Annotated in this window: 18 protein-coding genes; 7 read left to right on the forward strand and 11 right to left on the reverse strand. The window is 64.9% G+C overall.

Annotated features, from left to right (window positions below):
* Window positions 1–32: 32 nt before the first annotated feature.
* On the reverse strand, window positions 33–908 hold the full coding sequence (gene yghU, locus NCR93_RS28105; protein ID WP_175980215.1) for a glutathione-dependent disulfide-bond oxidoreductase: 876 nt from the start codon (window positions 906–908) through the stop codon (window positions 33–35).
* 108 nt (window positions 909–1,016) lie between these two features.
* On the opposite strand from yghU, the gene NCR93_RS28110 reads away from it, so the two are divergent.
* Entirely contained in the window at window positions 1,017–1,628 is a 612-nt protein-coding gene (locus NCR93_RS28110) for a TetR/AcrR family transcriptional regulator (RefSeq protein WP_008346406.1), read from the forward strand.
* Window positions 1,629–1,769: 141 nt separating this feature from the next.
* Entirely contained in the window at window positions 1,770–2,156 is a 387-nt protein-coding gene (locus NCR93_RS28115; protein ID WP_008346408.1) for a VOC family protein, read from the forward strand.
* An 18-nt stretch (window positions 2,157–2,174) separates the two neighbouring features.
* Here NCR93_RS28115 and NCR93_RS28120 read toward each other — a convergent pair whose 3' ends face one another.
* Complete coding sequence (locus NCR93_RS28120; protein ID WP_008346410.1) at window positions 2,175–2,978, reverse strand: family 1 encapsulin nanocompartment shell protein; 804 nt, start codon at window positions 2,976–2,978, stop codon at window positions 2,175–2,177.
* A complete protein-coding gene (locus NCR93_RS28125) occupies window positions 2,971–4,014 on the reverse strand; it encodes a Dyp-type peroxidase (protein ID WP_175980214.1) in 1,044 nt (347 codons plus the stop codon). Before NCR93_RS28125 ends, NCR93_RS28120 begins: the two co-directional genes overlap by 8 nt.
* A gap of 169 nt (window positions 4,015–4,183) precedes the next feature.
* On the opposite strand from NCR93_RS28125, the gene NCR93_RS28130 reads away from it, so the two are divergent.
* Complete coding sequence (locus tag NCR93_RS28130) at window positions 4,184–4,900, forward strand: haloacid dehalogenase type II (RefSeq protein WP_008346414.1); 717 nt, start codon at window positions 4,184–4,186, stop codon at window positions 4,898–4,900.
* Here the strand turns inward: NCR93_RS28130 and NCR93_RS28135 are convergent.
* Window positions 4,897–5,514, reverse strand: a complete 618-nt coding sequence (locus tag NCR93_RS28135) for an NUDIX hydrolase (RefSeq protein WP_239295317.1) — start codon at window positions 5,512–5,514, stop codon at window positions 4,897–4,899. The two genes, NCR93_RS28130 and NCR93_RS28135, sit on opposite strands and share 4 nt — an antisense overlap.
* Before the next feature lie 372 nt (window positions 5,515–5,886).
* On the opposite strand from NCR93_RS28135, the gene NCR93_RS28140 reads away from it, so the two are divergent.
* Window positions 5,887–6,522 (forward strand): TetR/AcrR family transcriptional regulator, encoded by a 636-nt coding sequence (locus NCR93_RS28140; protein ID WP_008346417.1) that lies wholly within the window; start codon window positions 5,887–5,889, stop codon window positions 6,520–6,522.
* Window positions 6,523–6,719: 197 nt separating this feature from the next.
* Window positions 6,720–8,138, forward strand: coding sequence for an aspartate ammonia-lyase (gene aspA / locus NCR93_RS28145; protein ID WP_175980212.1), 1,419 nt, complete (start codon window positions 6,720–6,722; stop codon window positions 8,136–8,138).
* Window positions 8,139–8,423: 285 nt separating this feature from the next.
* Here aspA and NCR93_RS28150 read toward each other — a convergent pair whose 3' ends face one another.
* Window positions 8,424–9,620 (reverse strand): T6SS phospholipase effector Tle1-like catalytic domain-containing protein, encoded by a 1,197-nt coding sequence (locus tag NCR93_RS28150; RefSeq protein WP_175980211.1) that lies wholly within the window; start codon window positions 9,618–9,620, stop codon window positions 8,424–8,426.
* A gap of 195 nt (window positions 9,621–9,815) precedes the next feature.
* On the opposite strand from NCR93_RS28150, the gene NCR93_RS28155 reads away from it, so the two are divergent.
* Window positions 9,816–10,730 carry a LysR family transcriptional regulator gene (locus tag NCR93_RS28155; protein ID WP_175980210.1) on the forward strand — a complete coding sequence of 305 codons (915 nt, stop codon included), beginning with the start codon at window positions 9,816–9,818 and terminating at the stop codon, window positions 10,728–10,730.
* A gap of 3 nt (window positions 10,731–10,733) precedes the next feature.
* On the opposite strand, the gene NCR93_RS28160 is transcribed toward NCR93_RS28155, so the two are convergent.
* A complete protein-coding gene (locus NCR93_RS28160; RefSeq protein WP_008346426.1) occupies window positions 10,734–11,486 on the reverse strand; it encodes a hypothetical protein in 753 nt (250 codons plus the stop codon).
* 153 nt (window positions 11,487–11,639) lie between these two features.
* Between NCR93_RS28160 and NCR93_RS28165 the strand changes: the two genes are divergently transcribed.
* Window positions 11,640–13,415, forward strand: a complete 1,776-nt coding sequence (locus tag NCR93_RS28165; RefSeq protein ID WP_175980209.1) for an ATP-binding response regulator — start codon at window positions 11,640–11,642, stop codon at window positions 13,413–13,415.
* Between the two features lie 14 nt (window positions 13,416–13,429).
* Here NCR93_RS28165 and NCR93_RS28170 read toward each other — a convergent pair whose 3' ends face one another.
* The 5 genes from NCR93_RS28170 to tssM are packed head-to-tail and all read right to left on the reverse strand — an operon-like array spanning window position 13,430 to window position 22,242.
* Window positions 13,430–14,137, reverse strand: coding sequence for a response regulator transcription factor (locus NCR93_RS28170; RefSeq protein ID WP_008346429.1), 708 nt, complete (start codon window positions 14,135–14,137; stop codon window positions 13,430–13,432).
* Between the two features lie 21 nt (window positions 14,138–14,158).
* Entirely contained in the window at window positions 14,159–15,985 is a 1,827-nt protein-coding gene (locus NCR93_RS28175; protein WP_175980208.1) for an MltA domain-containing protein, read from the reverse strand.
* Window positions 15,986–16,034: 49 nt separating this feature from the next.
* On the reverse strand, window positions 16,035–17,858 hold the full coding sequence (locus NCR93_RS28180; RefSeq protein WP_175980207.1) for a serine/threonine protein kinase: 1,824 nt from the start codon (window positions 17,856–17,858) through the stop codon (window positions 16,035–16,037).
* Window positions 17,855–18,616, reverse strand: coding sequence for a type VI secretion system-associated protein TagF (gene tagF / locus NCR93_RS28185; protein ID WP_175980206.1), 762 nt, complete (start codon window positions 18,614–18,616; stop codon window positions 17,855–17,857). Before tagF ends, NCR93_RS28180 begins: the two co-directional genes overlap by 4 nt.
* Window positions 18,613–22,242 carry a type VI secretion system membrane subunit TssM gene (gene tssM, locus NCR93_RS28190; protein ID WP_175980205.1) on the reverse strand — a complete coding sequence of 1,210 codons (3,630 nt, stop codon included), beginning with the start codon at window positions 22,240–22,242 and terminating at the stop codon, window positions 18,613–18,615. Before tssM ends, tagF begins: the two co-directional genes overlap by 4 nt.
* Between the last annotated feature and the right edge of the window lies 1 nt (window position 22,243).

Consider the following 22,243-nt stretch of genomic DNA (forward strand, 5'->3'; position numbering starts at 1 on the left):
CATCAGGCTTATCGTCACGCGGCTCGCAGTCGTCACTTCTCCGCGGCGATCTTGTCCTGCGTGCGCGTATCGAAATCGGATCCGTCATGGCGCTCATGCAACTGGCTCGACGGCTCGCCGAAAGTACGGTTCACCATGCGGCCGCGTTTAACGGCGAGACGTGCGCCGATCAATTCGGCCCAGCGGCGCACATGCTTGTATTCATGCACGGAAAGGAACTCGGCGGCGTTGTATAGCCAGCCGTTCACGAGGCCGCCGTACCACGGAAAAATCGCGATATCCGCAATGGTGTAATCGTCCCCGGCGATATAAGTGCTCTGCGCGAGACGCTTGTCGAGCACGTCGAGTTGACGCTTCACTTCCATGGCGAAGCGATCGATCGGATATTCCATCTTGCTCGGCGCATAAGCATAGAAGTGCCCGAATCCGCCGCCCAGATAGGGCGCGCTTCCCATCTGCCAAAAAAGCCACGACAAGCACTCGGCGCGCTTTGCCGGTTCCGTCGGCACGAATGCGCCGAACTTCTCCGCGAGATAAAGCAGGATCGCGCCGGATTCGAAAACGCGCACGGGCGTTGCGCCGCTGCGATCCACGAGCGCCGGAATCTTCGAATTCGGATTGATATCGACGAAGCCGCTGCCGAACTGATCGCCATCGCCGATGCGAATGAGCCACGCATCGTATTCCGCATCGCGATGACCAAGCGCCAGCAACTCTTCGAGCATCACGGTGACTTTCACGCCGTTGGGCGTGGCGAGCGAATAGAGCTGTAACGGATGACGGCCAACGGGCAACGCCTTTTCATGTGTCGGACCGGAGACCGGCCGATTGATATTGGCGAATTGTCCGCCGCTTTCCTTGGTCCAGGTCCATACGGCCGGCGGCACATATTCGTTCGATGCGCTCATGCTTCAAGCTCCTTTGCAATATGAATTCGTACGAGGTTATCAGGTCGTCCGAAAACATGCTTGACCGGGCTTTGTACAATCGGCTCCGCAATCCACGAGAGGAAACGAATGAGCCAGCGTCCATCGCACAAACCGTATCGCCCGCGAAAAGCGCCCGCGCAATCGCGCTCCGAAGCCACGGTGGCATCCATCGTCGAAGCAGCGGCGCAAGTGCTCGAAAGCGAGGGCTTCGAAGGATTCAACACGAACGCGGTCGCGCGTCGCGCGGGCGTCAGCATCGGTTCGCTCTATCAATACTTTCCGGGCAAGGATGCGCTCATCGTCGCGCTGATTCGTCGTGAAAGCGCGCGCTTTTATGAGGATGCATCGGTCGCGCTCACCAAACGTAGCGGCAAGGCGGCGCTCGAATATCTGATCGGCGCGTCCGTGCGTCAGCAACTACAGCGTCCGATGCTCGCGCGTCTGCTCGATATCGCGGAAGGACGGCCGGCATTGCGCGGCGAAGTGGCGAAAGGGGAAATGGACGCGCTGGTCGAGACGATCGTCGGTCGTGCCGCACCACGTCATCCGAATCCGGAAGTGGCGGCGGCCGATCTGCTCGCCATCGTCAAAGGCATGGTCGATGCCGCGGGCGAACGCGGCGAGCGCGATCTCGACGACCTCGAACGCCGCGTTCGGGCCGCTGTTTTCGGATATCTGTCGAGAAGCGGCGGCGCGTAAATGCGAGCAATGGAAGCGACGCGACGGTGCAAGCCGCATCGCTGCGGGCTTTCGGCGGCTGTTCGCAATGCGAGTAGTCGAATGTGAGCTTTTGCTTATATTCTGAAGTCTCTATCAACCCAGTAGAGACCGAGCCAAAACATGAAGCTCAATCACCTCAGTTTCCCTTCCGCCGACACACCCGCGACCGCTCGATTCTTCGAGCAGTATCTCGGCTTCACGATATCCGGAACGTGGGACCAGTCGTACATACTCAAGCGTCCCGGTTTCGATGTCGTGATCGATCACGCGCGCGACGATGCACCGGAATGGCCGCGCGCGTTTCATGTCGGCTTCGAATTGCCGAGCCTCGATGATGTGCGCGATCTATACGAACGCTTCAAGTCGGAAGGCGTGGAGATGGAGACGGACATCTTCAACAACGGGCGCGGCTCGCGCTTCTTCTGCCGCGCCCCGGGCGGCGTGATGTTCGAAATGAATACGCGCTCCGATGCCGCGCCCGAGTATCAGGGCACATTCGACAACTGAAGCGATCGCGACGAAACGCTATTCGCCCGCCGCGATGGACACGGACGCTTCGCTCGTCAGCATCAGGAACGTGAGCGTTTCGCGCAGATAGAGCTGCACGGTCGTGTCGGTATGACTCGTATAGCCGATCGACAAGTCCTGGCCGAGATGCAGCTCGTAATCGCCGCCACGCGTCGAGAGCACACAGCCGCCCTGAAGCGCGGGCGCCCACACGAGATCGCCGCTCACGATGCGCTTGATGTGCTGAATGACCGGATAGCCCTGATCGCTCGCTTCGGCGAGCGCGGTATAAGCATCCGCGCCGAGCAGCACGGAATAGGGTCCGTCGACGCCGGCAAGGCGCAGCTTCTCGAGCGCCTGACTGATCGCGGCGGGATAATCGGCGACGTCCGCGGGGAGATACGTCGGCGCATTGGAGCTGCCCTCGCGGATGCCGGTGATGCCGGCGGCCGCGAAGCCGTCGAAGATCGCGCTGTCTTCCGCGAGCGCCAGTTCGTTCGCGGCGGTCTTCGCGGGTTGCCAGTCGCCATCGTTGGAGCCGCGTTCGACGCTGTCGATCGCTTCGCGCTGCAACGTGAACGGCACGGTGAGTTGCACGAGTTGCTTCACGTCGTATAACTTCGCCGCGACGCCTTGCTTCGGTGAAGCGATGTTCGTCTGATGCCCCGTACCGATGCCCGATAGCGCCGTGCCGCCGGGACTCTTCACGTCGACGACGCGGCGGCCCGCGAGCGCGCGCTTGAACGTGCGCGCGACTTCGGCTTCGATCTGCGACCATGCGGCGCCGGAGATCGGCGCGAGCTCTCGATGCAAGTTATTCATCTTGTGAAGTTCCTTTGAGTGAGCCGATGTTCAATGTTCCTGCGCGGCTATCTTCAGGCGCGTTATCGCTGGCGGAAGAAGTCGCGGCATCCGGGTTGCGGTCGGGAAGTTCGTCGAGCAGATCGTTGGACGGCACGAAGAACAGGCCGCCCGTCACCGCGCGGCTGTAATCGAGCAGGCGGTCGTAATTGCCCGGCGGCCTGCCGACGAACATGTTCTCGAGCATCTGTTCGATCGGCGCGGGCGTGCGCGCATAGCCGATGAAATACGTGCCGAACTCCTTCGCTCCCGGACGTCCGAACGCCATGTTATGCCGAAGGATCTTCACTTCCTTGCCGTTCTCTTCGATCGTCGTGAGCGAGCTATGCGAGCACGACGGCTTGATCGAATCGTCCAGTTCGACATCGGATAACTTTTCACGTCCGATGATCAGTTCCTGTTGCTCGACGGTGAGGCCATTCCACGCATTCAGGTTATGCAGATACTTCTGCACGATCACATAACTGCCGCCGGCGAAATCGGGATCTTCTTCATCGATGATCGTGTAATGCGCGGCGCTCTTTCCTGTCGGGTTCTCGGTGCCATCGACGAAGCCCACCATGTCGCGCAGATCGAAGTAGCGAAAGCCATGCACTTCATCGACGACCGTCACTGCATCGCCGAGCTTGTTGAGCATCTGCGCGGCGAGCTCGAAACAAAGGTCCATGTGATCCGCGCGGATATGCATGAGGATGTCGCCGGGCGTCGCGATCGCGCGGCGCTCGCCCGAGCCGAACTCGCGAAACGGATGCAGCGACGCGGGGCGCGGCGCGCCGAAGAGCATGTCCCACGCATCGGCGCTGAAGCCGCATACGCAGGACAAATTCGCGGTCGGCGCGCGCGTGCCGACCGCGCGGACCAGCGCCGCGATGTCGCCGCACCATGAGCGCACGACATCGGCCTTGCCTTCGCCGCGCGCCACGGTGGCGACGATGAAGATCGCGCTTCGGGAAATAGGATCACAGACGGCTTGTGGTTCGGGTGTGTTGTTTGGCATCTGAAAAGATAACCTGAAGTTTCATAGGATCATAAGCTGGCGTATCACTGCTGCGAACCGACGATACACCAAGTTCATGTGATCAATACCCGAAATCGCACGGTTATGTAACATCACGGAGCGCCAAACTTCGTGATCCAATCATCTTCATCGACCGACAGGAGCGACTGTGAAACTGACTGACTTCGATACGCTGACCTTCGACTGCTACGGCACGCTGATCGACTGGGAAACCGGTATCTTCGAAGCGCTGCGTCCGCTGCTGGATCGCGTTCAGCCCGCGCTGACTCGCGATCAGGTGCTCGAGGCCCATGCGCGTCACGAGTCGTCGCAACAGAAGTACACGCCGGGCAAGCGCTATCAGGAGTTACTGGCTATCGTGTACAAGCGGCTCGCGGAAGAGTGGGGCGTTTCTTTCACTCAGGAAGATTGCATGGTCTATGGCCGCTCGATTCGCGACTGGCCCGCATTCCCCGATTCCGCCGATGCCCTTCGATATCTGAAGCAGCATTACAAGCTCGTGATTCTGTCGAATGTCGACAATGAGAGCTTTGCCCATAGCAATGCAAGGCTACAGGTGGAGTTCGACGCAATCATTACGGCGGAAGATATCGGATCTTATAAGCCTTCGCCGCGCAATTTCGAATACATGCTGGAAAAGCTGGGCGAGCGCGGAATCCGCAAGGAAAAGATCCTGCATACGGCCGAAAGCCTTTTCCACGATCACAAGCCTGCGAATGGTTTTGGCCTTGCATCGTGCTGGATTTATCGCCGTCATTCGCAGCCCGGCTTCGGCGCGACGATGGACCCGGGCGTTCAGCCGAAGATCGACTTCCGCTTCAACAGCATGGCCGATCTGGTCGAAGCCCATCAGAATTCGCTTTAGTCGAAGTCGACTTCGCCGCCGCGTCGCAGCGCGTCCAGACGCCGGATCTGCGCGGGCATGATGCGGCCCAGCGACAGCGGCGGAAGGTCGTCGAGACTGAAGAACTCGACGGCATCGGTTTCCACGCCGATCACATTGCCGGTTCCCACGATCTCGCCGAGAAAGACGAGCTTCCAGATGTGAAAGACCGACGGCGGATGCGGGTGCTTCGCCGTATCCCACGCGGCCAGCAGCCGCACGATGTCGACCGTATAGCCGCTTTCCTCACGCACTTCCTTCGCGGCATTCTCCGCAGGCGACAGGCCGACATCCGCCCAGCCGCCGGGAAGCGACCACAATCCATCGGCTGCTTCGCGCACGAGCAGGATGTGCCCGGACTCGTTGAACACGGCGCATCTGACGTCGAGCTTCGGGTTCGCATAACCCGACTCGAATGCGAAAAGCTCCGCCACTTCGCCCGCTTTCATCGATGCGATCTCGGCAAGCTGTTCATGCGCGATCGTCGCTATTTCTTCGTAGCGTTCCTTGTCGAATGCGCCGTTCGTATAGTGCAGTCCCGTTTGTGCGAGGGCCAACAGGCGTCGCGCTTGTTCGAGTCGTCGATTCGAGGACATGTTCATTCCTGCGTTTCCATGTATGACTGTGCGGTCGTGAGCAGCGGGTGCTCTAAGGTTCGAAAGAGCGGTGAGTTTTGCTTGCGCCTCGTCGCAAAATCGATGCATGCGACGCTTTACCGCAAGCATCTTGCGCCGGACCGTTTTCTGCATTACGGCGCAGGGAGGCGGCCGCCTGCCGCGGCGAGCGTCAAGCTGGACTGACGGTTTCCTATGGTTTCTCATCGATTCGACGATATCGCTAGCGTTTCATTTTTTCGTCGTCAAGGCGGCAAGATTACTTATACTCGGATCTATGCTCTGGCCCATTACGGTCGGCATAATGTCATCTATCAAAATGACAATCGTAATTCGATCCGTAGCCGCAAAGATATGAGCGAACAACGAACAAAACGAGACCCCGAGGGGACGCGGCGGCGCATTCTGGAGGCCGCCACGGAGCAATTCACGAAGTTCGGCCTCGCGGGCGCGAGAGTCGACGCCATCGCCACGGCCGCGGGCACGAACGAGCGCATGCTCTACTACTACTTCGCGAGCAAGGAAGGGCTCTACGTCGCCGTGCTCGAAGCGATGTACATGCAGTTCTCGCAACGCGAGCAAGGCCTCAATCTGTCCGGCCTGCAACCAGCGGAAGCGGTCCGCGAACTGGCTCATTCGATCTGGACGCATCTGCGGGAAAACCCTCAGTGGCTGAGTCTCATCAACAACGAGAATCTGCACGAAGGCCGTTATCTGGAGCGTTCGAGCCATTTGCGCGAGACCATTTCGCCAGTGGTCGATCTGCTGCGCGCGACGCTCGAACGTGGCGCCGCCGCCGGACACTTTCGTCAGGGCGTCGATCCGCTCGATTTTTACGTGACGCTCGTCGGCATGGGCTATTACATCGTGTCGAACCGCTTCACCATCGACATGTTCACCGGCCGCAATTACGCCGAGCCCGAACGTCAGCACGCGATCGCGGAGATGCATCTCGACATGTTGCTCACCTACCTGCGTCCAACCAACTGACCAACGCGGGTCTGGACGTCATGCAAAAGTTGCATAGCCGTATGCGACAGTAGCATTCACGTTTTTTGTGCCTTCCCTAAGATTCCAACCTGACACAAGAAAGCGGCGCATCGACTTCGATGCGCCTGCCATTCCCGAGCGCGCGCGCGGGTTACGACCGATCGTTCGTGCGTCATCCCAAGTCAGGACGGAAATTCATGCTCGCGCCCATCGAACGTATCGAACACGATCTGCTCGGCGATCTCGCCGTGCCCGCCAACGCGTACTACGGCGTGCACACGCTGCGCGCGCTGCAGAACTTTCCGATCACAGGCATCGCCATTTCCGCTTACCCGAATCTCGTCGATGCACTGGCGAGCGTGAAGGAGGCGGCCGCGCTCGCCAACCACGAACTCGGCGTGCTGAGCGAAGTGAAAATGCAGGCCATCGTGCACGCATGCAGGCAAGTGCGCTCGGGCACGGCGCGCGAGCATTTCGTCGTCGATGTGATTCAGGGCGGCGCGGGCACGTCGACGAACATGAACGCGAACGAAGTCATCGCCAATCTCGCGCTCGAACATCTCGGGCATCGACGCGGCGAATACGGCGTGTTGCACCCGAACGAGGACGTGAACCTCGGCCAGAGCACCAACGACGTCTATCCGACCGCACTGAAGATCGCCACGTACGCGGGCATCATGCAACTGATCGAAGCGATGGGCGTGCTGCGCGCATCGTTCGAACGCAAGGCGCTCGAGTTCCGCGACGATCTGAAAATGGGCCGCACGCAGCTTCAGGACGCGGTGCCGATGACGCTCGGCCAGGAGTTCAGCACCTTCGCCGTGATGCTCGGCGAGGACGAAGCGCGCTTGAAGGAAGCGGCGAGACTGATCTGCGAAATCAATCTCGGCGCCACCGCGATCGGCACGGGCATCAACACGCATCCGCGCTACGCGCAGCTCGCGTGCAGGCATTTGAGCGACGTGACCGGCATCGCGCTGACGACATCGCCGAATCTCGTCGAAGCGACGCAGGACGTCGGCGCATTCGTGCAGCTTTCCGGTGTGCTGAAGCGCGTCGCGGTCAAGCTCTCGAAGACCTGCAACGATCTTCGTCTGCTGTCGAGCGGACCGCGCGCGGGACTCGGCGAAATCAACCTGCCGCCGGTGCAGGCCGGGTCGAGCATCATGCCGGGCAAGGTGAATCCGGTGATTCCGGAAGTTGTCAATCAGATCGCGTTCGAAGTCATCGGCAACGATGTGACCGTGAGCTTCGCCGCCGAGGCGGGCCAGCTTCAGCTCAATGCGTTCGAGCCGATCATCGCGCACAGTCTCTTCAAGAGCATCGCGCATTTGCGCGCGGGATGCCTCACGCTCGCGTCGAAATGCGTCGACGGCATCAGCGCGAATCGCGACCGCTTGCGCGCGATCCTCGAAAGCTCGATCGGCATCGTGACGGCGCTCAATCCGTATATCGGCTACACGCATTCGACGGAAGTCGCGAAGGAAGCGCTCGTGTCCGGCAAGAGCGTGGCGCAGATCGTCATCGAAAAAGGGCTGTTGAGCCCGTTGCAACTCGACGAAATCCTGCAGCCCGCGATGCTGACGCAGCCGCGCGGCATCGCGTCGGCGGCTTGAGACGCCGTTTCGCGCCAGCCGGAGTAGACTGTTTTGGCGGTGTGCCTGCCGCGAAAGGAGGTTGCGATGAGATTCGCCGATATGTTCAAGCGCCCGAAACGCGGCGCGACGGCTGCTCCCGGGGACGCGGAGCCTCACCACGAGGAACACGCGAAATCGGTGCAGAAAGAGGCGCGCAAGCTGTGGGACGTCATTGGCCGAAATCGCCATAAGAGCGCGAAGTGGCACTAGCGAAGTGGCGTAGGAAGCGGGCCCGGGAACGAAAGTCCCGGGCCCGCAACGTTTTCAGGTCGTGATCCAGTTGGTGTGCGAAGGGAAGAGCGTGCCGAGCACGGCGGGCGAGTACGTGTTGGGAACCGGCACCGGCTTGCCCGCCACCATCACGAGGCCCAAACGCTGCGCGACCGACACATGCGCGCCAATGTCCTGCGGAAACGCGAACGGGCCGCGCGGCCCGAATGGACGCAGCGAGAAGGGCGGCTCCGTCCACGGCGAATGCGACTTGCCGAGAAAATCCGGCTGCAGGGACCAGGGCGGCGTCTTCAGACGCATGCCGATGGCCGGATCGGCGAGGCGCTTCAGCATCCATTCGCAGGCGATATCCGAAAGCCCCGATTCGGCATTCGGATAACCGCCGCCGACATCCGCGTGAGCGCCCGCGAACAGCACCTGCGTGATGCCCTCGCGTGAATCCCACAGCGTCGGCGTGAAATCGCCGCGCTGCTCGTCGAGACTGATCGCGTGAATGCCGAACTTGACCTTCGGGCTGAGCGCGGTATCGGCGAAGCGGAACAGATCGACCGTCGAATCCTTGCTGTCGAGATAAATCGGAATGCCGAGCGCGCCGACCGTATCCCAGACGCCGATGGCGCGAATTTCATCGACGGGCAGCGTGTCATCCGGCTGCAGTCTCGCTAACGCGAGCGTCGGATCGAAATTGACGATCTTTTCGAGCAACCCCCGCAGTCCGCCCGCGTTGCGCGCCGGCGGTCTCGCCTCGCGATACTTGCGCCACGCGAGTATGCCCATGCGATACGCGAGCGCCTTGTCGTTCACGTCGTAACGGCTCGTGTCGAGCACGCCGACGCTCGCGATCATTCCGCCGAGCGCGCGCGCCGTGTACGCGCCGCGGCTGAAGCCCATCAGGATGATGCGGTCGCCCGGCCGGTAGTGACGCGATATGAACGTATAGCCCCGCACGATGCGCGCGATGATGCCATCGCCGAATGCGCCGCCCACGAGTTTCGCGATGACGTTGCGCGAATCGCCGACGCCATGCAGATATTTCGCGACCTGTCCGTCCGGCCCCGGTTCGGCGATTTCCTGTTCGGAGGCGAGCAGCGTGGACGCGGGGTCCGGTTCGCCGGACAGCAGCATGAACGCCTTGAATACGTTCGTGGGATCCGGCGTGCCGTCGTTGTCGTGATCGGTGTCGGGACCGTTCCAGGTTCCATCCGCGCAGAAAATGATGTTCTTGCTCATGATGCACCTTCCTTTCCATCGTGACGCCGCAAGCACTCGCTCAGTATGTCTTAGTGTCTCGGCGATCGATCGGCAAGCCGCACGTCTTCTGCGAACGACGCTTTGGCCGAAAGAGCCTAACCGAGATCGAATGGCGGCTTTACTTTTGCAAAAGGACGGGTTTATAAAGGAGCCATCCTTGAAAAAAACTCAATTATGAAAGTCACGCTCGACGAGCTTCAGACCTTCGCGACGGTCGTCGATACAGGCTCCATCACGGCGGCTGCGGAGCAACTGGATCAGACGGTTTCGGGCGCGAGCCGCACGCTCGGCCGCCTCGAAGAGAAACTGCAGACGACGCTCCTGCGCAGGACCACGCGCCGCCTCGAACTGACGGAAGAGGGCAGGAGCTTCCTGCAGCATGCGCGCGAGATCATCGACGCGGTGGAGAGCGCCGAAGAGCAGGTCGCCGCGCGCCGCGAACGGCCGTCGGGCCTCTTGCGCGTCGATGCCGCGACGCCCTTCATGCTGCATGTCATCGTGCCGCTCGTCGCGGGTTATCGCGAGCGCTATCCGCATGTGGAGCTGGAGCTGAACAGCAACGAAGGCGTGATCGATCTGCTGGAACGCCGCACCGATGTCGCGATCCGCATCGGCAAGCTGAAGGATTCGACGCTGCATAGCCGTCCGATCGGCAGCAGCCGCATTCGCGTGCTGGCGACGCCGCATTATCTGGAAACGCACGGGCATCCGAAGCGCGTCGACGAGCTCGCCAATCACGCGCTGCTCGGCTTCACGCAGCCGGAATCGCTCAACGTCTGGCCGCTCGCGGGGCGCGATGACGAGCCGTATCGCATCAAGCCGAGCATCGCTTCGTCGAGCGGCGAGACGCTGCGGCATCTCGCGCTGGAGAGTGCGGGCATCGTGTGCCTGTCGGACTTCATGACGCTGCGCGACCGGCGCGAAGGGCGGCTCGTGCAGATTCTCGCGCGTCATACGCAGGAAGTGCGGCAGCCGATCAGCGCCGTCTACTATCGCAACACGGCGATCTCCGCGCGCATCGCTTCGTTCGTCGACTATCTCGCGCAAGCCGTGAAGACCACGGAGTTCGCGCTGACCGGCAATCGCTGACACTCAGCCCGCCGACTCGACCGCGAGCAGATTGAGCACGAGCAGAATCGCGGCCTGATTGTCGGCGCTGATCGCGATGCCGAGCGTGCCGCCGATCCATCTGCCGATCTTCGTCGCGGCGAAATCCGCGCTTTGCGCCGACTTCTTGAGCGTCACGCCGAGCCTCACGGCCCGATAGTGGTACGAAGGGATGTGATGCCGCGTCGCGAGCGCGAACAGGCCGCCTTTGTCCTCCGAGCACCATCCGAGCGTGCCCGCGAGAACCAGTTGCTCGTACCGGTCCAGGCCGTCGATGAACGCGCGCGCGAGACGCCGCACGCGCGCTTCGTCGAGGCCGTACTGCATCAGCACCGAGGCGACAGGATCGTCGGGCGCGTGCGCGTGCTCGTCTATCTGCGCGGCGACGCCGTCGAGTTCCATCGACACATCGCGCTGATTGCTCGCGCTGCGCAGACAATCGATCAGAAAGCGCCTGAAATACGTGCATACGGCGTAGCCGCTCGACGGCGCGCTGTGCTCGCTCGCGTGCGATTCGCCGTGGCCCGGTTCGAGCCGCAGCACTTTCGCGTAGATGAACTGCGCGACGAGTTCTTCCTTGTCCTCCTTGAGCGATTGCAGCTCGGGCGGATGATAGCCGCGCAACGCGCCTTTCACGAGGTTGTAGATCGAAACCATTTCGTCCTGCGACAGATGCGTGCGCCGGCGCCAAAGGTCGGTGAGCATCGAGGGCGCACCCGTCTCCTGGACGGGATTCATTGTCAAGGTCTCCACGTTGTCAATCCCCTCAAATCGGTGGCAACGTGATGAGTATGGTTTTCTCCTATTAAACGACCAATATGAAGTTAGTCATATCCGTCGACTAGAACTTTCGGGTAAACCGGGCGGATCAACGCAGCAAGGGGATGACAGATGCAAGGCGATCGTGAGCACGGCGAGACCGACGAGGACGTCGCCAGTGCGCTCTACGCGGCGGACCCCGCATCCTTCGTCGCGCATTGCTGCGCGATCGCGCTCTTCTATCCGGCATTGCTGTCACGCCCGCACGCCGGATGGCTCGTCTTCGGCTGCGTGCTCTTCCACGCGGGCGCGAATGGTCTCGCGATCGGTCTTTGGGCCTGGCGGCGTCACGATCCGCTTCGTTTCGGCGCGCGTCGATGGATCGGCCTGCATGCGCTGCGAAACGTGCTGCTTCACGCGGCGCCGGGCATCGCGATCTGTTTCGCGTTCCAGAACGAATCCGCCGGATCGGTCGCCGCGCAGGCCGTTCTGCTCGTCACGCTGGCCGCGCTTGCCTACGGTTCGAACGGATTGAGCGTGCGCAACCTGTCGGGCGCGGTGCTGACGCTGCTTCTGCCCGTCACGATTGCGAGCCTGATGCAGCCCGCCGATGGCCGTTTCGGATTGGGCGTCGTGCTTGCCGTGTTCGTCGTTGCGATCCATCTTTTCGGCTCGCAGTATCGGCGTCTTTTTCGCGGCATCGTGAAGGCGCGCGTCGAGCAGGAGCGGCTCGCGCAAACCATCGCGCTGCAGAAAAGCGTGATCGAGGAAGCGAGCCTTGCGAAGACGCGTTTTTTCGCGGCCGCCAGTCACGATCTGCGCCAGCCGCTTCACGCGATCGGCCTGCTCGCGCAGGCACTCACCGACGGCCGCGCGAGCGCGCAGGAGCGCGATGACTCCGCGCAGCACATCATCGCCAACGTCGACGCGCTGAATCAGCTCTTCAATCAGGTGCTCGACCTCGCGCGCATCGAAAGCGGCGTCACGCAGGTGATTCCGCAGCATTTCCTGATGTCGGAGCTGCTCGCGCGCATCGAGCGGCAGTTCCGGCCCGCCGCCGCCGCGAAGGGGCTGGCGTTGCGCATCGCGCCGACGTCGAGCGTCGCCTTCACCGATCCGGTGCTGCTCGAACGCGTGATCGGCAATCTCGTGTCGAACGCCGTGCGCTACACCGAGCGCGGCTCGATATGGATCGGCGTGCGTCACGGCGGCGATCCGGAGCAAGGTCATATCGAAGTGCGCGATTCGGGCATCGGCATCGCGCCCGACGAACACGCGCTCGTCTTCGAGGACTTCTATCAGGCGCCGCTCGCGCATCACGGCGCGCGCGAGGGACACGGCCTCGGTCTCGCGACGGTGCGCCGTCTGACGCGGCTGCTCGGCGGCGAGCCGACGCTGCGCTCGGAGCCGGGACGCGGCACGACGATCCGCGTGCCCGTGCGCTTCGGCGATGCGAATCTCGTTACGTCGAGTCTGTGCGCGCCGCTGCCGGTCATCGGATGCATCGAAGGACGCCATGTGCTGTGCGTCGACGACGATCCCGCGAATCTCGATGCGCTCAGCGCCTTGCTCACGCGCTGGGGATGCAGCGTGCGCGGCTGTCGCGACGAGCTGGCGGCGGTGCGCGCCATTTCCGAGGGCTTCGTGCCGGACGTGCTGCTGTGCGATTACCAGATCGACCGCCACGAGACCGGCGCGGAAGTGCTTCAGGCCGTGCGCGAGGCGTTGCGGCGGCGCGGCCACGGCGAGCCGGCGAGCGTGGTGATTACGGGCGACATGGCGTCGCCCGGCCTCGCGGCGCTCGTCGCCGCCGGTTTGCCGGTCCTGCACAAGCCCGTTACGCCGACGCGCCTGCGCCGCACGCTCGACATGCTGCTTCAGCCGCGCGGACAGGACGAAGCGGCCTGAGCGCGGCGCGCCGCTCAGAGCGTGCGCCCGCCTTGCAGCCAGCCGTTGATGAGCGCGATCGCCGAAGAACGGTTGTGCACGCCGAGCGCACGAAAAATCACGGAGAGATGAACCTTGACCGTGCCTTCGGCGACCTGCAATTCGCGCGCGATCATCTTGTTCGTGCAGCCGCGATGCACGAGCCGCATGATTTCGCGCTGACGCGGCGACAGGTTTTCCATCAGATGCAGATGATGCGGCGCGAGCGCGGGCGCCGCCGTGTTCGTCATCGGGCGCGGACGTTCGGCGGCGCTCTGGCGCGCGAGCCGCGACGGCGACGGATCGATCAGGCTCAGCGCCTCGATCGGCACATACGCGCCGCCGGACAGCACGAGCTCGATCGCCTTGACCATCACGTTGGCGGGCTCGCGCTTGGGCACGAAGCCGAGCGCGCCCGCGGCGAGCACCGCGCGCATCTCGTCGACGGATTCTTCCGCCGACAGCACCACGAGCGGCAGCGCCGGATTCGCCTTCAGCAGCGCCGAGAGCGACGCCGCGCTTTCCATGCCCGACATGTGCAGATCGACGATCGCGAGATCGTGATTCGCTTCCGGACGCGCGGCGGCGGCGAGCGTCTCCCAGTTGTCGGCTTCGTCGAACTGCGCGTCCGGATCGATGCCGCGCAAAAGCGCCTTGACGGCCTGGCGGATCAGTTCGTGGTCATCGGCGACGAGAAACCTCATGCGCTTCCCCGATAGGTTCCGTCATTGCGTATCGTCGACGCACAGGTCGGGATCGCTGACGACGCAATCCGCGCTCGGCATCGCGGGCCCGCCGCGCACGCGCACGCCGGTCTCCTTCGCGGAGATGCGCAAGCCCTTCGGCAAGAGCACCCACATTTGCGTCGGCTGCTTCATGCGGCTCGCCTGCTGCTGGGCCTGCGGTCCGGTGCCGAAGAAATAATCGGCGCGCACGGCCCCGCGAATCGCGCCGCCCGCGTCCTGCGCCATGAGCAGGCGCGTGATGGATGCCCCCGCCGGCCCGCCTTCGCTCGCGTTGACGAAGACGGGCGCGCCGAGCGGCGTCGTGCGCGGATCGATCGCGGCCGAGCGCCCGGCGGAAAGCGGCACGCCCAATGCGCCGATGGGTCCGGCGGGCGAATCGGGGATCGTGCGGAAAAAGACGTAGCTCGGGTCCGATGCCGCGAAGGCATAGCCGATCGGCGCGCTCTTCGCGAGCGATGGCGTCGCGGTCTTGTCCGTGGCGCGGTCGGATGGCGCGGCCGGCGCGCTCACCCGCGCCGGACGCGCGGCGGGAACGGCGGCGCTCTTCGCGAGCGTGAAGCCGCGCAGAAGCGGCGATTGCGGCGGACCGTCGGCGTCGCCATGCACGGCGGGCGATGCGCCGTCCGCGTCCGCATCCTGAGCGCCGCGCAGGAGCGAGGACTGAGGCACATCGTCGGAAGCCGCGCCGCCGACATCGTTTTTTGCGTTCTGCGTGCTCACGCTGCCTTCTTCCAGATCGATCTCCACGCCGCGCACCAGAATCTTGCGACCCTTGCTTCCCGCGCTCGCGACGGGCGGATTGAACGCGAAGCCGTTCTGTTCCGCATAGGCGAGACGGATGACGCTCTTGCCGTCGGGCAGCACGATCTTTCCCGCGCCCTGTAATTGCATAGAGTAGAGCATCGCGGGGTCTTCCACATAGGCGAGCACGGGCGCGCGGCTCATGCCGCGCTCGATATCGGCGCGCGCGTAGTAGGGCACGATATCCGCGCCTTCGCGGCGCAGCCGCAGCTTCTTGTCGCGGATGTCCGGCACGCTGTCGCCGACGCGCAGCGTGTACGTCTTGCCGCTCATCGATACGGTCGACAGCGGAACGACGTTGCGTCCTTCGATGCGCGCCGGAACCGGCGTGCCGCGCGCGCCGGGCGGCAGGCGGCGGGCGTCGAGGAACAGCATGTCGGTCGGCACGCCGTAGACCGGATAGACATACGGCGCGCGGCGCTCGCGGCTGCCCTTCAGGATCGGCTCGTAATAGCCGGTCAGGACGCCGCGCGCGCTTCTGTCGACATTGAGGATCTGATAGACCGTGAAGTTTTCCTCGAAGAAGCGGCGCACCGCGGCGGCGTTGCGCGCATCCACGCCGCGCGAGGCCGCGCAGGGCGCCGCCCACGCCGGCTTGCCGCTCAGCACGCCGCAACTGCGCCGGAACGCGTCCCAGGATTCGGCGACGTTGTCGGTCGCCCAGCCGGGCAGGCTCGCGAAGGCGACGGGCGTATAGAGTGCGTTCTTCGTCGCGAAAGGCGTGGCGTTCATGCCGACCGACGCCGACGGACTCGCCGGCGACGGATTCGCGATGCCCGGCTCCGCGCCTGTCGCGCTGACCATGCGCGCGTCGTCGCCTGGCGCGGAGGGCGGCGCGGCCTCATCGACGCGCACGGCGGGCGAGGGCGGCGCGCCCGCGCATCCGGCGAGCGTGGCCGCGGTCAACGCAAGGGCGGCGAAGGCGGCGAGCGGATGCGCCGTTCCGGATGAAGCGCCCGGCGCGATGCCCGGCTGCGCGGCGACGCCGCTCGTTCGTGATGCCATGGTGCCCTCGTCTCGCGGCCGAAGCGCTTCGCTTTCGCTTCGAATTTCTCTATTTAGACGAACGGACGACATCGATTTTGAAGGTCGCCGCGCCATACGCGACGGGACACGACGGCGCGTTGCCGCCGCACGCCGGCACGCCCGCGAACGGCGATGCGCTGAGCGTCCGCTGCGCAGCCGCCGCGTTCTGCGCCTCGGGCGAGAGACTGGCGAAGACGGCGTCGTGCGCGAGACCGAGCGCCGGGAACTCGCGCGGCGCGGCGGAAACGATCGCGACGAAATGATTCGCGCCGACGGGCTCGCCCGCCTGCATCGGCCAGCTCGGACGCGGCAGCACGAGACGCTTCTTCCTGCCGATGCGATTGTCGGTATCGAGCGCGTTCGGAAACAGTTGCAGATATTGATTCGCCGGATCGACGACGAACACATACACATAGCCGTCGCGATTGCTCGTGATCGCGAAGCGCAACAAGTCGCGGTCGACGACGGCGCGCGCGACGGGCACGTCCACCTTGACATCGAACGACGGATCGGCGAGCGAAACGATGCGCGCGAATTCGCCATCGGGCGTGAAAGGCGGCAGCGCGGCGGGCGGCGGAGGCGGCGGCGCTTCGGGCGCGACCTCCGGCGCAGGCGCCGAAGCCGCGACGACCGCCGAAGCAGCGACGCGCTCGGCCGAAGGCGCATGATGCGACGTGAAGCGCGGCACGAACCATCCGAGCGTCGCCGCCGCGCCGAGCAGACACGCGGCGCCGGCCGCCCAGCCGATACGCCTGCGCGCCGCGCTTTTCGCCGTGCGCGGCGCGGGCGCGTCGTCGAGCGAAATGCCGAGCTCGGCGGCGAACTGCCGGTCGGTCTGCGGCCGATGCGCGGGCGCAACCGCGAGCGCATGATCGATCGCCTTCAGGAATCGGTCGGAGTAACGGCCCGCCGCCAGTTTCGCGAGCGGCTGATAACTGTCCTTGACCACGCGCCCGACCGAAGGCGGCGGCGTTCGCCCGGTGATCGCGAAATAGACGAGCGCGGCGAGCGCGTAGTGATCGGTCCACGGTCCTTGCCGCATCGACGGCACTTCGGCGTACTGTTCGATCGGCGCGTAGCCCGGCTTGAGAATCACCGTGAGCGCCTGCGTCATGTCGCCGATCACGCGCCGCGCCGCGCCGAAATCGAGCAGCACCGGCCGATGGCTTTCCTCCAGCAGGATGATGTTGTCCGGCGCGATATCGCGATGAAAACAGTCGGACGCGTGCAGCACGGCGAGCGCGTCGATGAGCGGCGTGAGCAGCGCGCGCAGCCAGGCTTCGTCGGGCGGCTTTTTCATCGCCCGGAGCGTTTCCTTGAGCGTCACGCCCTTGTAGTAGGGCATCGCCATGTAGGCGGTGCCGTTGGCCTCCCAGAAGCGGTACACCTTCACGAGCGACTGATGATCGAAGCGCGCGAGCAGCCGCGCCTCGTCGTTGATGAAGCTCTTGAGACCGGCGCGGAACATCGGCTCGTAGCGGCCGGACTTGACCTGAACCTGCGTCACGCCGACGCGCGAGGCGAGCGCCGCCGGCATGTATTCCTTCACCGCGACGTAGCGGTCGAGCGAAGTATCGAAGGCCAGATAGACGATGCCGAAGCCGCCCTCGCCGATGAGCCGCACGATCTCGAACTCGCCGAGCCGCGTGCCGGGCGGCAGGATGCTGTGCGCGGGCGGCGCGTCGGACGTCGATGAAGGCGCGCCCGCGCCCGCCACGTCGGACCGACGCACGCGCGCGCCGCTGACGATCACCGTCTTGTCGTCGCCCGCGTCGCCCGGATTGGTTTCGGTCTTGCCGGCGTTGCCGGTCGTGCCGCCGCCTTCTTCCGGTAGCCTGCCCGTCGCATTCATGATCCGCAGTCCCGCAGCAGGGTGATGAAAAGCGCCGTGTCGGGCAGGCCGTACGCCGGCCAGATCGTGATCGGGCGCGGCGCGCGATCGTCGCGATCATCGCGATCGTCGGGCTCGTCGGAAGCGGGCGCCGTCTGCGCGGCGGTCCACAGGCTCATCCCTTGGATCTCGGTTTGCCAGAGCGGCGCGAGCGTGCGCGCGAGTGAATCGGGCAGCGTCGCGGCCGATTGCGCGATCCACGGTTCGTCGAGCATGGCGGCGCGCGTGCCGGCGTTCGCCGGCTGCGGCACCGGCAGCGCGGCGAGCTGTTCGTCGAGCCGCTCGATGCTGTGATCGAAATCGAGCGCGGCGAGCGCGACATTCTCGATCGCCGAAAGCCATTGCCAGAGCGCGGCGACTTCGCCGCCCGTCGATGGCGCCGCCTGCAGCGACGCCGCGATCGTCAACGGAAAATGCCGCCCGACGCGGTCCACCGACGCCATCACCACGCCCGTCCAGCATGCGCCCAGCGTCGGCGCGATGGCGCCGGGCATCGCGAAAAAGCGCCACACCGGGCACGTCAGATAGATCGAGAGCCACGCGTCGCCGAGCGCGAGCTGCGTTTCGCCGACGCGCTCGGCGAGCCATGCGTCCCACGGCGCGACGAACGCGTCCGACAGCCGCCGCGCCGCGAAATCGCCGAGCGACGGCAGCTTGCCGTACCAGCCTGCGATCGCCGCGCCGTCGTCCGCGAGCGTGCCGCCGAGCGCGTCGTTCATAGCCGCTCCGGACAGGAGAACTTGCGCAGATCGGCGAGCCGGAACGGATTCTCCACGCTGTTCGCCGTCACTTCGAAGCGCGTCTTGCGCCCTTCGACATCGAACGTGACGATGAAGCGCTCCGGCTGATCGGTCGGCTGCACGTCGAGCCGGTCGAACATGCGAAACAGCGCCCACGGCCCCTCGAACACCAGATTGCTCGCGCCGCTCGTCGGCGGCGGCGTGAGTTGCAGGCTCACGCGTCCCGAGCCGCGCGTGCCGGGCCACTGAATCGCGGTCGCGATCTGCGGGCCGTGCGCGTAGGTGAGCACTTGCCCGTCGACGTCGAGCGTGAAGGAGAGGATCGACGGGTCCATGTCGAGCGGCTTGAACTGCAGCGCGAGCGCGGGCGACTTGCCGCCGCCGCGGAAGAACACGCCGCGGATCGTCGCGGCGCGCTCGAACTGCGCCAGACCGGCCGGACTGATCTGCGACGCCGACGAATCCGACTTCTTGAACGCCCACGGCTTCGCGGAAACATCGACGTCGGGCGCGAGGTTCTTCTGGAAGAAATCGTCGAACCTGCCGCCCGGCGCGAACAGCGTGCCGAAGTCTTCAGGCAGCACGTCGCGCGCGGAATTCGGGTTGAACGGATAACGCCCGCCGACCGCGCGAACGCAGAACGCCGAGATCGACTCCTTCAGGTCCGCCGACAGATTCACGCGCCGCGCCTCCTGCGACTGCGCCGCGCCCTGGCTGCCGAGATCGAGCAGCGCGGTGCGGATCGGCTCGGGCATGCGCGCGGCCTGCGTGCGCAGCTTCGCCGGCGCGTCCGATGGCGGCGGCGCGGTCTTCTGCTGCAGGGCTTCGTCGGTGGCGCTGAGATACGTGTAGACATCGTTGATGACGGCGAGCGTCTGCGCGATCGGCGCAGGCTGCCCCGCGCCCGGGCTCGTCACGAGCGCGCGCAGGCCGGTGAACCGGTCATCGACGATGCTTTCCAGTTGAGCGCCCGGCGCGACCGGCGCGATCTGCGTCGGATCGGCCCCGCGAATCACCTTCAGCAGCTTTTCGCGCGCCGCGCCGAGCTTGTCGCCCGCGCGATCGACGACGGTCGTTTCGCTTTCGGGCTTCGCGCCGAGCGTCGTTTCGCGCGACGCCGCCTTCGCGAGCGCGGCGAGCGGCGAATCGGGCGCGGAGAGAATGCGCGCGATCTGCGTCGATTGCGACAGCGTGTCGGCGCGCACGATGCGGACATCGTTCAGGAACTCGGTCCAGATCCGCGCGTAATCCTGAAGATAGAGCAGCCGCACGTCCTCGGTGATGCGCTGCATCGCCGCCGGATCGCCGCGCGGCAGGCCGCCCTGATCGCGGATGCCGAGCACCCACGGCTCTTCGGCGGCGAGCTGGGCGGCGGTTTCATCGACGGCTTTCAGGAACGCCTTGTGATAGCCGTCGAACGAATAAAGCCCCGCCACGCCGCGCGTGAGCGGCGCGCCGCTCGAACGCGTGAACACGAGCGACGCGTTCGGCCCGCCCGCGTGCGCGATCGTGAACTCCGGATAATCCGCGCCGACGCCTTGCTGCTTCACGCGCCCGTACACGCGCTGCGCGAGCGTGTTGGCGGCGAGCATGGCGCGCAGATGCGCGACGAGACGCTCGTCGAACGGCAGATTCGGATGCACGAGGCCGCGCGCCAGCAACGCATCGAGATGCCCGGCGAGCGCCGCGCGCTCCTCGTTGCCGACCTCGCGCGGCAGCGAGCGGTCCCAGTCGGTGAGAATCCACGCCTTGAGCGCATCGGCATCCTGATGATCGGGCTGATTCAGCATCAGATACGCCTTGAGCGCTTCGTACGCGTAGCCGGGATTCGCGGGCGTCGCGCCGCGCGCCTGTTCCTCGATGCGCGCCGCGAGCTTCGGCAGGAACAGATCGGTCAGAAGGCGCTCGTACGCGAGCGTCGCGGCGGCGTCGAGTTTCGCGCCTTGCCAGAGGCCCCATTGCATCGCGATCGGCGGATGCGCGGCATCGACCTGAGGCGTCGATGCGAGGCCGCGCACCGCCGACAGCAACGGCAGCAGCGCGACGAGATTCGTGCCCGCCGCCGATGTCCCCGCCACGGCTTCCTTCGCCGCGCGCGCGGTGTGATCGACGTTCGCGACATAGCTGCGATTGCGCACATAGCTCGTGCCCCAGAGTCCGAGCACGCCAGCCGTTACGGCCGCGATGACCGCATACGCGCCGAGCCGCCACAGATGCCGCTTGCGCGCCCATTGCAGATTCGATCCGGCGAGTCCCTGTTCGGCGAACACGACCTGCGTCAGAAGCCGCTCCAGAAAGAAGCTGCGCCCGCTCGACGGACGCGGCGGCTGCACGCCCCGCTCGATGCCGAACGCGCGCGCGAGCGAGCCGAGCACGCGATCGATCGGCGTGCCTTCCTGCGTGCCGCTCGTGAAATAGACGCCGCGCAAAAGCGGTGCATCGTCGTGTTTCGACTGGACGAAGGTCGCGCGCAGCGCATCGGCGACGAGCGGCTTCAACGCGGCGAACTGCTGCGGAAAACTCATGATCGCGGCGCGTTGCGCGAGTCCGCTTTCCGCGTTCAGGCGCTCAGGCAGACGCGCGACGAGCCGCGCTTCGAGCGCGTCCAGCTCGGCATCGATCCGTTCGCCGAATGCGGCCTGCGTGAGCGTGCGTTTCGGCTCGTAGGCAAACGTGAAGCCGAACACCTGCGCGCGCTCTTCCTTCGACATATCCGCGAAAAACTCCGTGAAGCCCGCGAGCAGATCCGTCTTGGTGACGAGCACGTAGACCGGAAAGCGCGTGCCGAACGCCTGCATCAGTTCGCGCATGCGCGCGCGCAAGGTCGATGCGGTTTCGTCGGTGCTCGCGGGCGTCGCGGCGAGCAGATCGGGGACGGCGAGCGTCAGCAGCACGCCGTTGATCGGCTGGCGCGGACGCGTCTTTTTCAGGAGCGCGAGGAAGCCTTGCCATGCGGTCTGGTCGGCGTCGCGGTCGCTTTCGTGGGTCGTGTAGCGCCCGGCCGTGTCGATGAGCACGGCGTCGTCGGTGAACCACCAGTCGCAATTGCGCGTGCCGCCGACGCCGCGAATCTTGTCGGTGCCGAAGCGCTCGGCGAGCGGAAAGCGCAGCCCCGAATGCACCAGCGCCGTGGTTTTGCCCGCGCCCGGCGCGCCGATGAACATGTACCACGGCAATTGATACAGATATTGCCGGCCGGAGAGCGTGACCCAGTCGCGCCAGCCGGGTTTTCTGCCGGACGCGGTAATGCGCGCCTCGCGCAGCACGGCGAGCGCTTCGTCGAAACGCTTGCCGAGCGTCGCGACTTCCGCTTCGCCGGCGCTCGGTGCGGCAGCCTCGCGGCGCGGACTTTCGCTCTGCGCGGCGAGTCCCGCCGACAGCGCCGCCTGCGTGCGCCGCGCACGCCACGCGGCCCAGAGCCGCCGCAGCACGAAGAGCAGCACGACGCAGCCGATCGCGATGTAACGCGACATCGCCGATTCGAGCGGATAGCTGTGCGCGAACGACAGGAGCGGCCCGGCGATCCAGATCGCAGCCGCAACGAGCAGCAGCCCGACGATCAGCAGCAGCACCGGATGAAACAGGATCGAGAGGATTTTTTTCATG

The organism is Caballeronia sp. ATUFL_F1_KS39, from assembly GCF_023630985.1.
Lineage (GTDB): Bacteria > Pseudomonadota > Gammaproteobacteria > Burkholderiales > Burkholderiaceae > Caballeronia > Caballeronia zhejiangensis.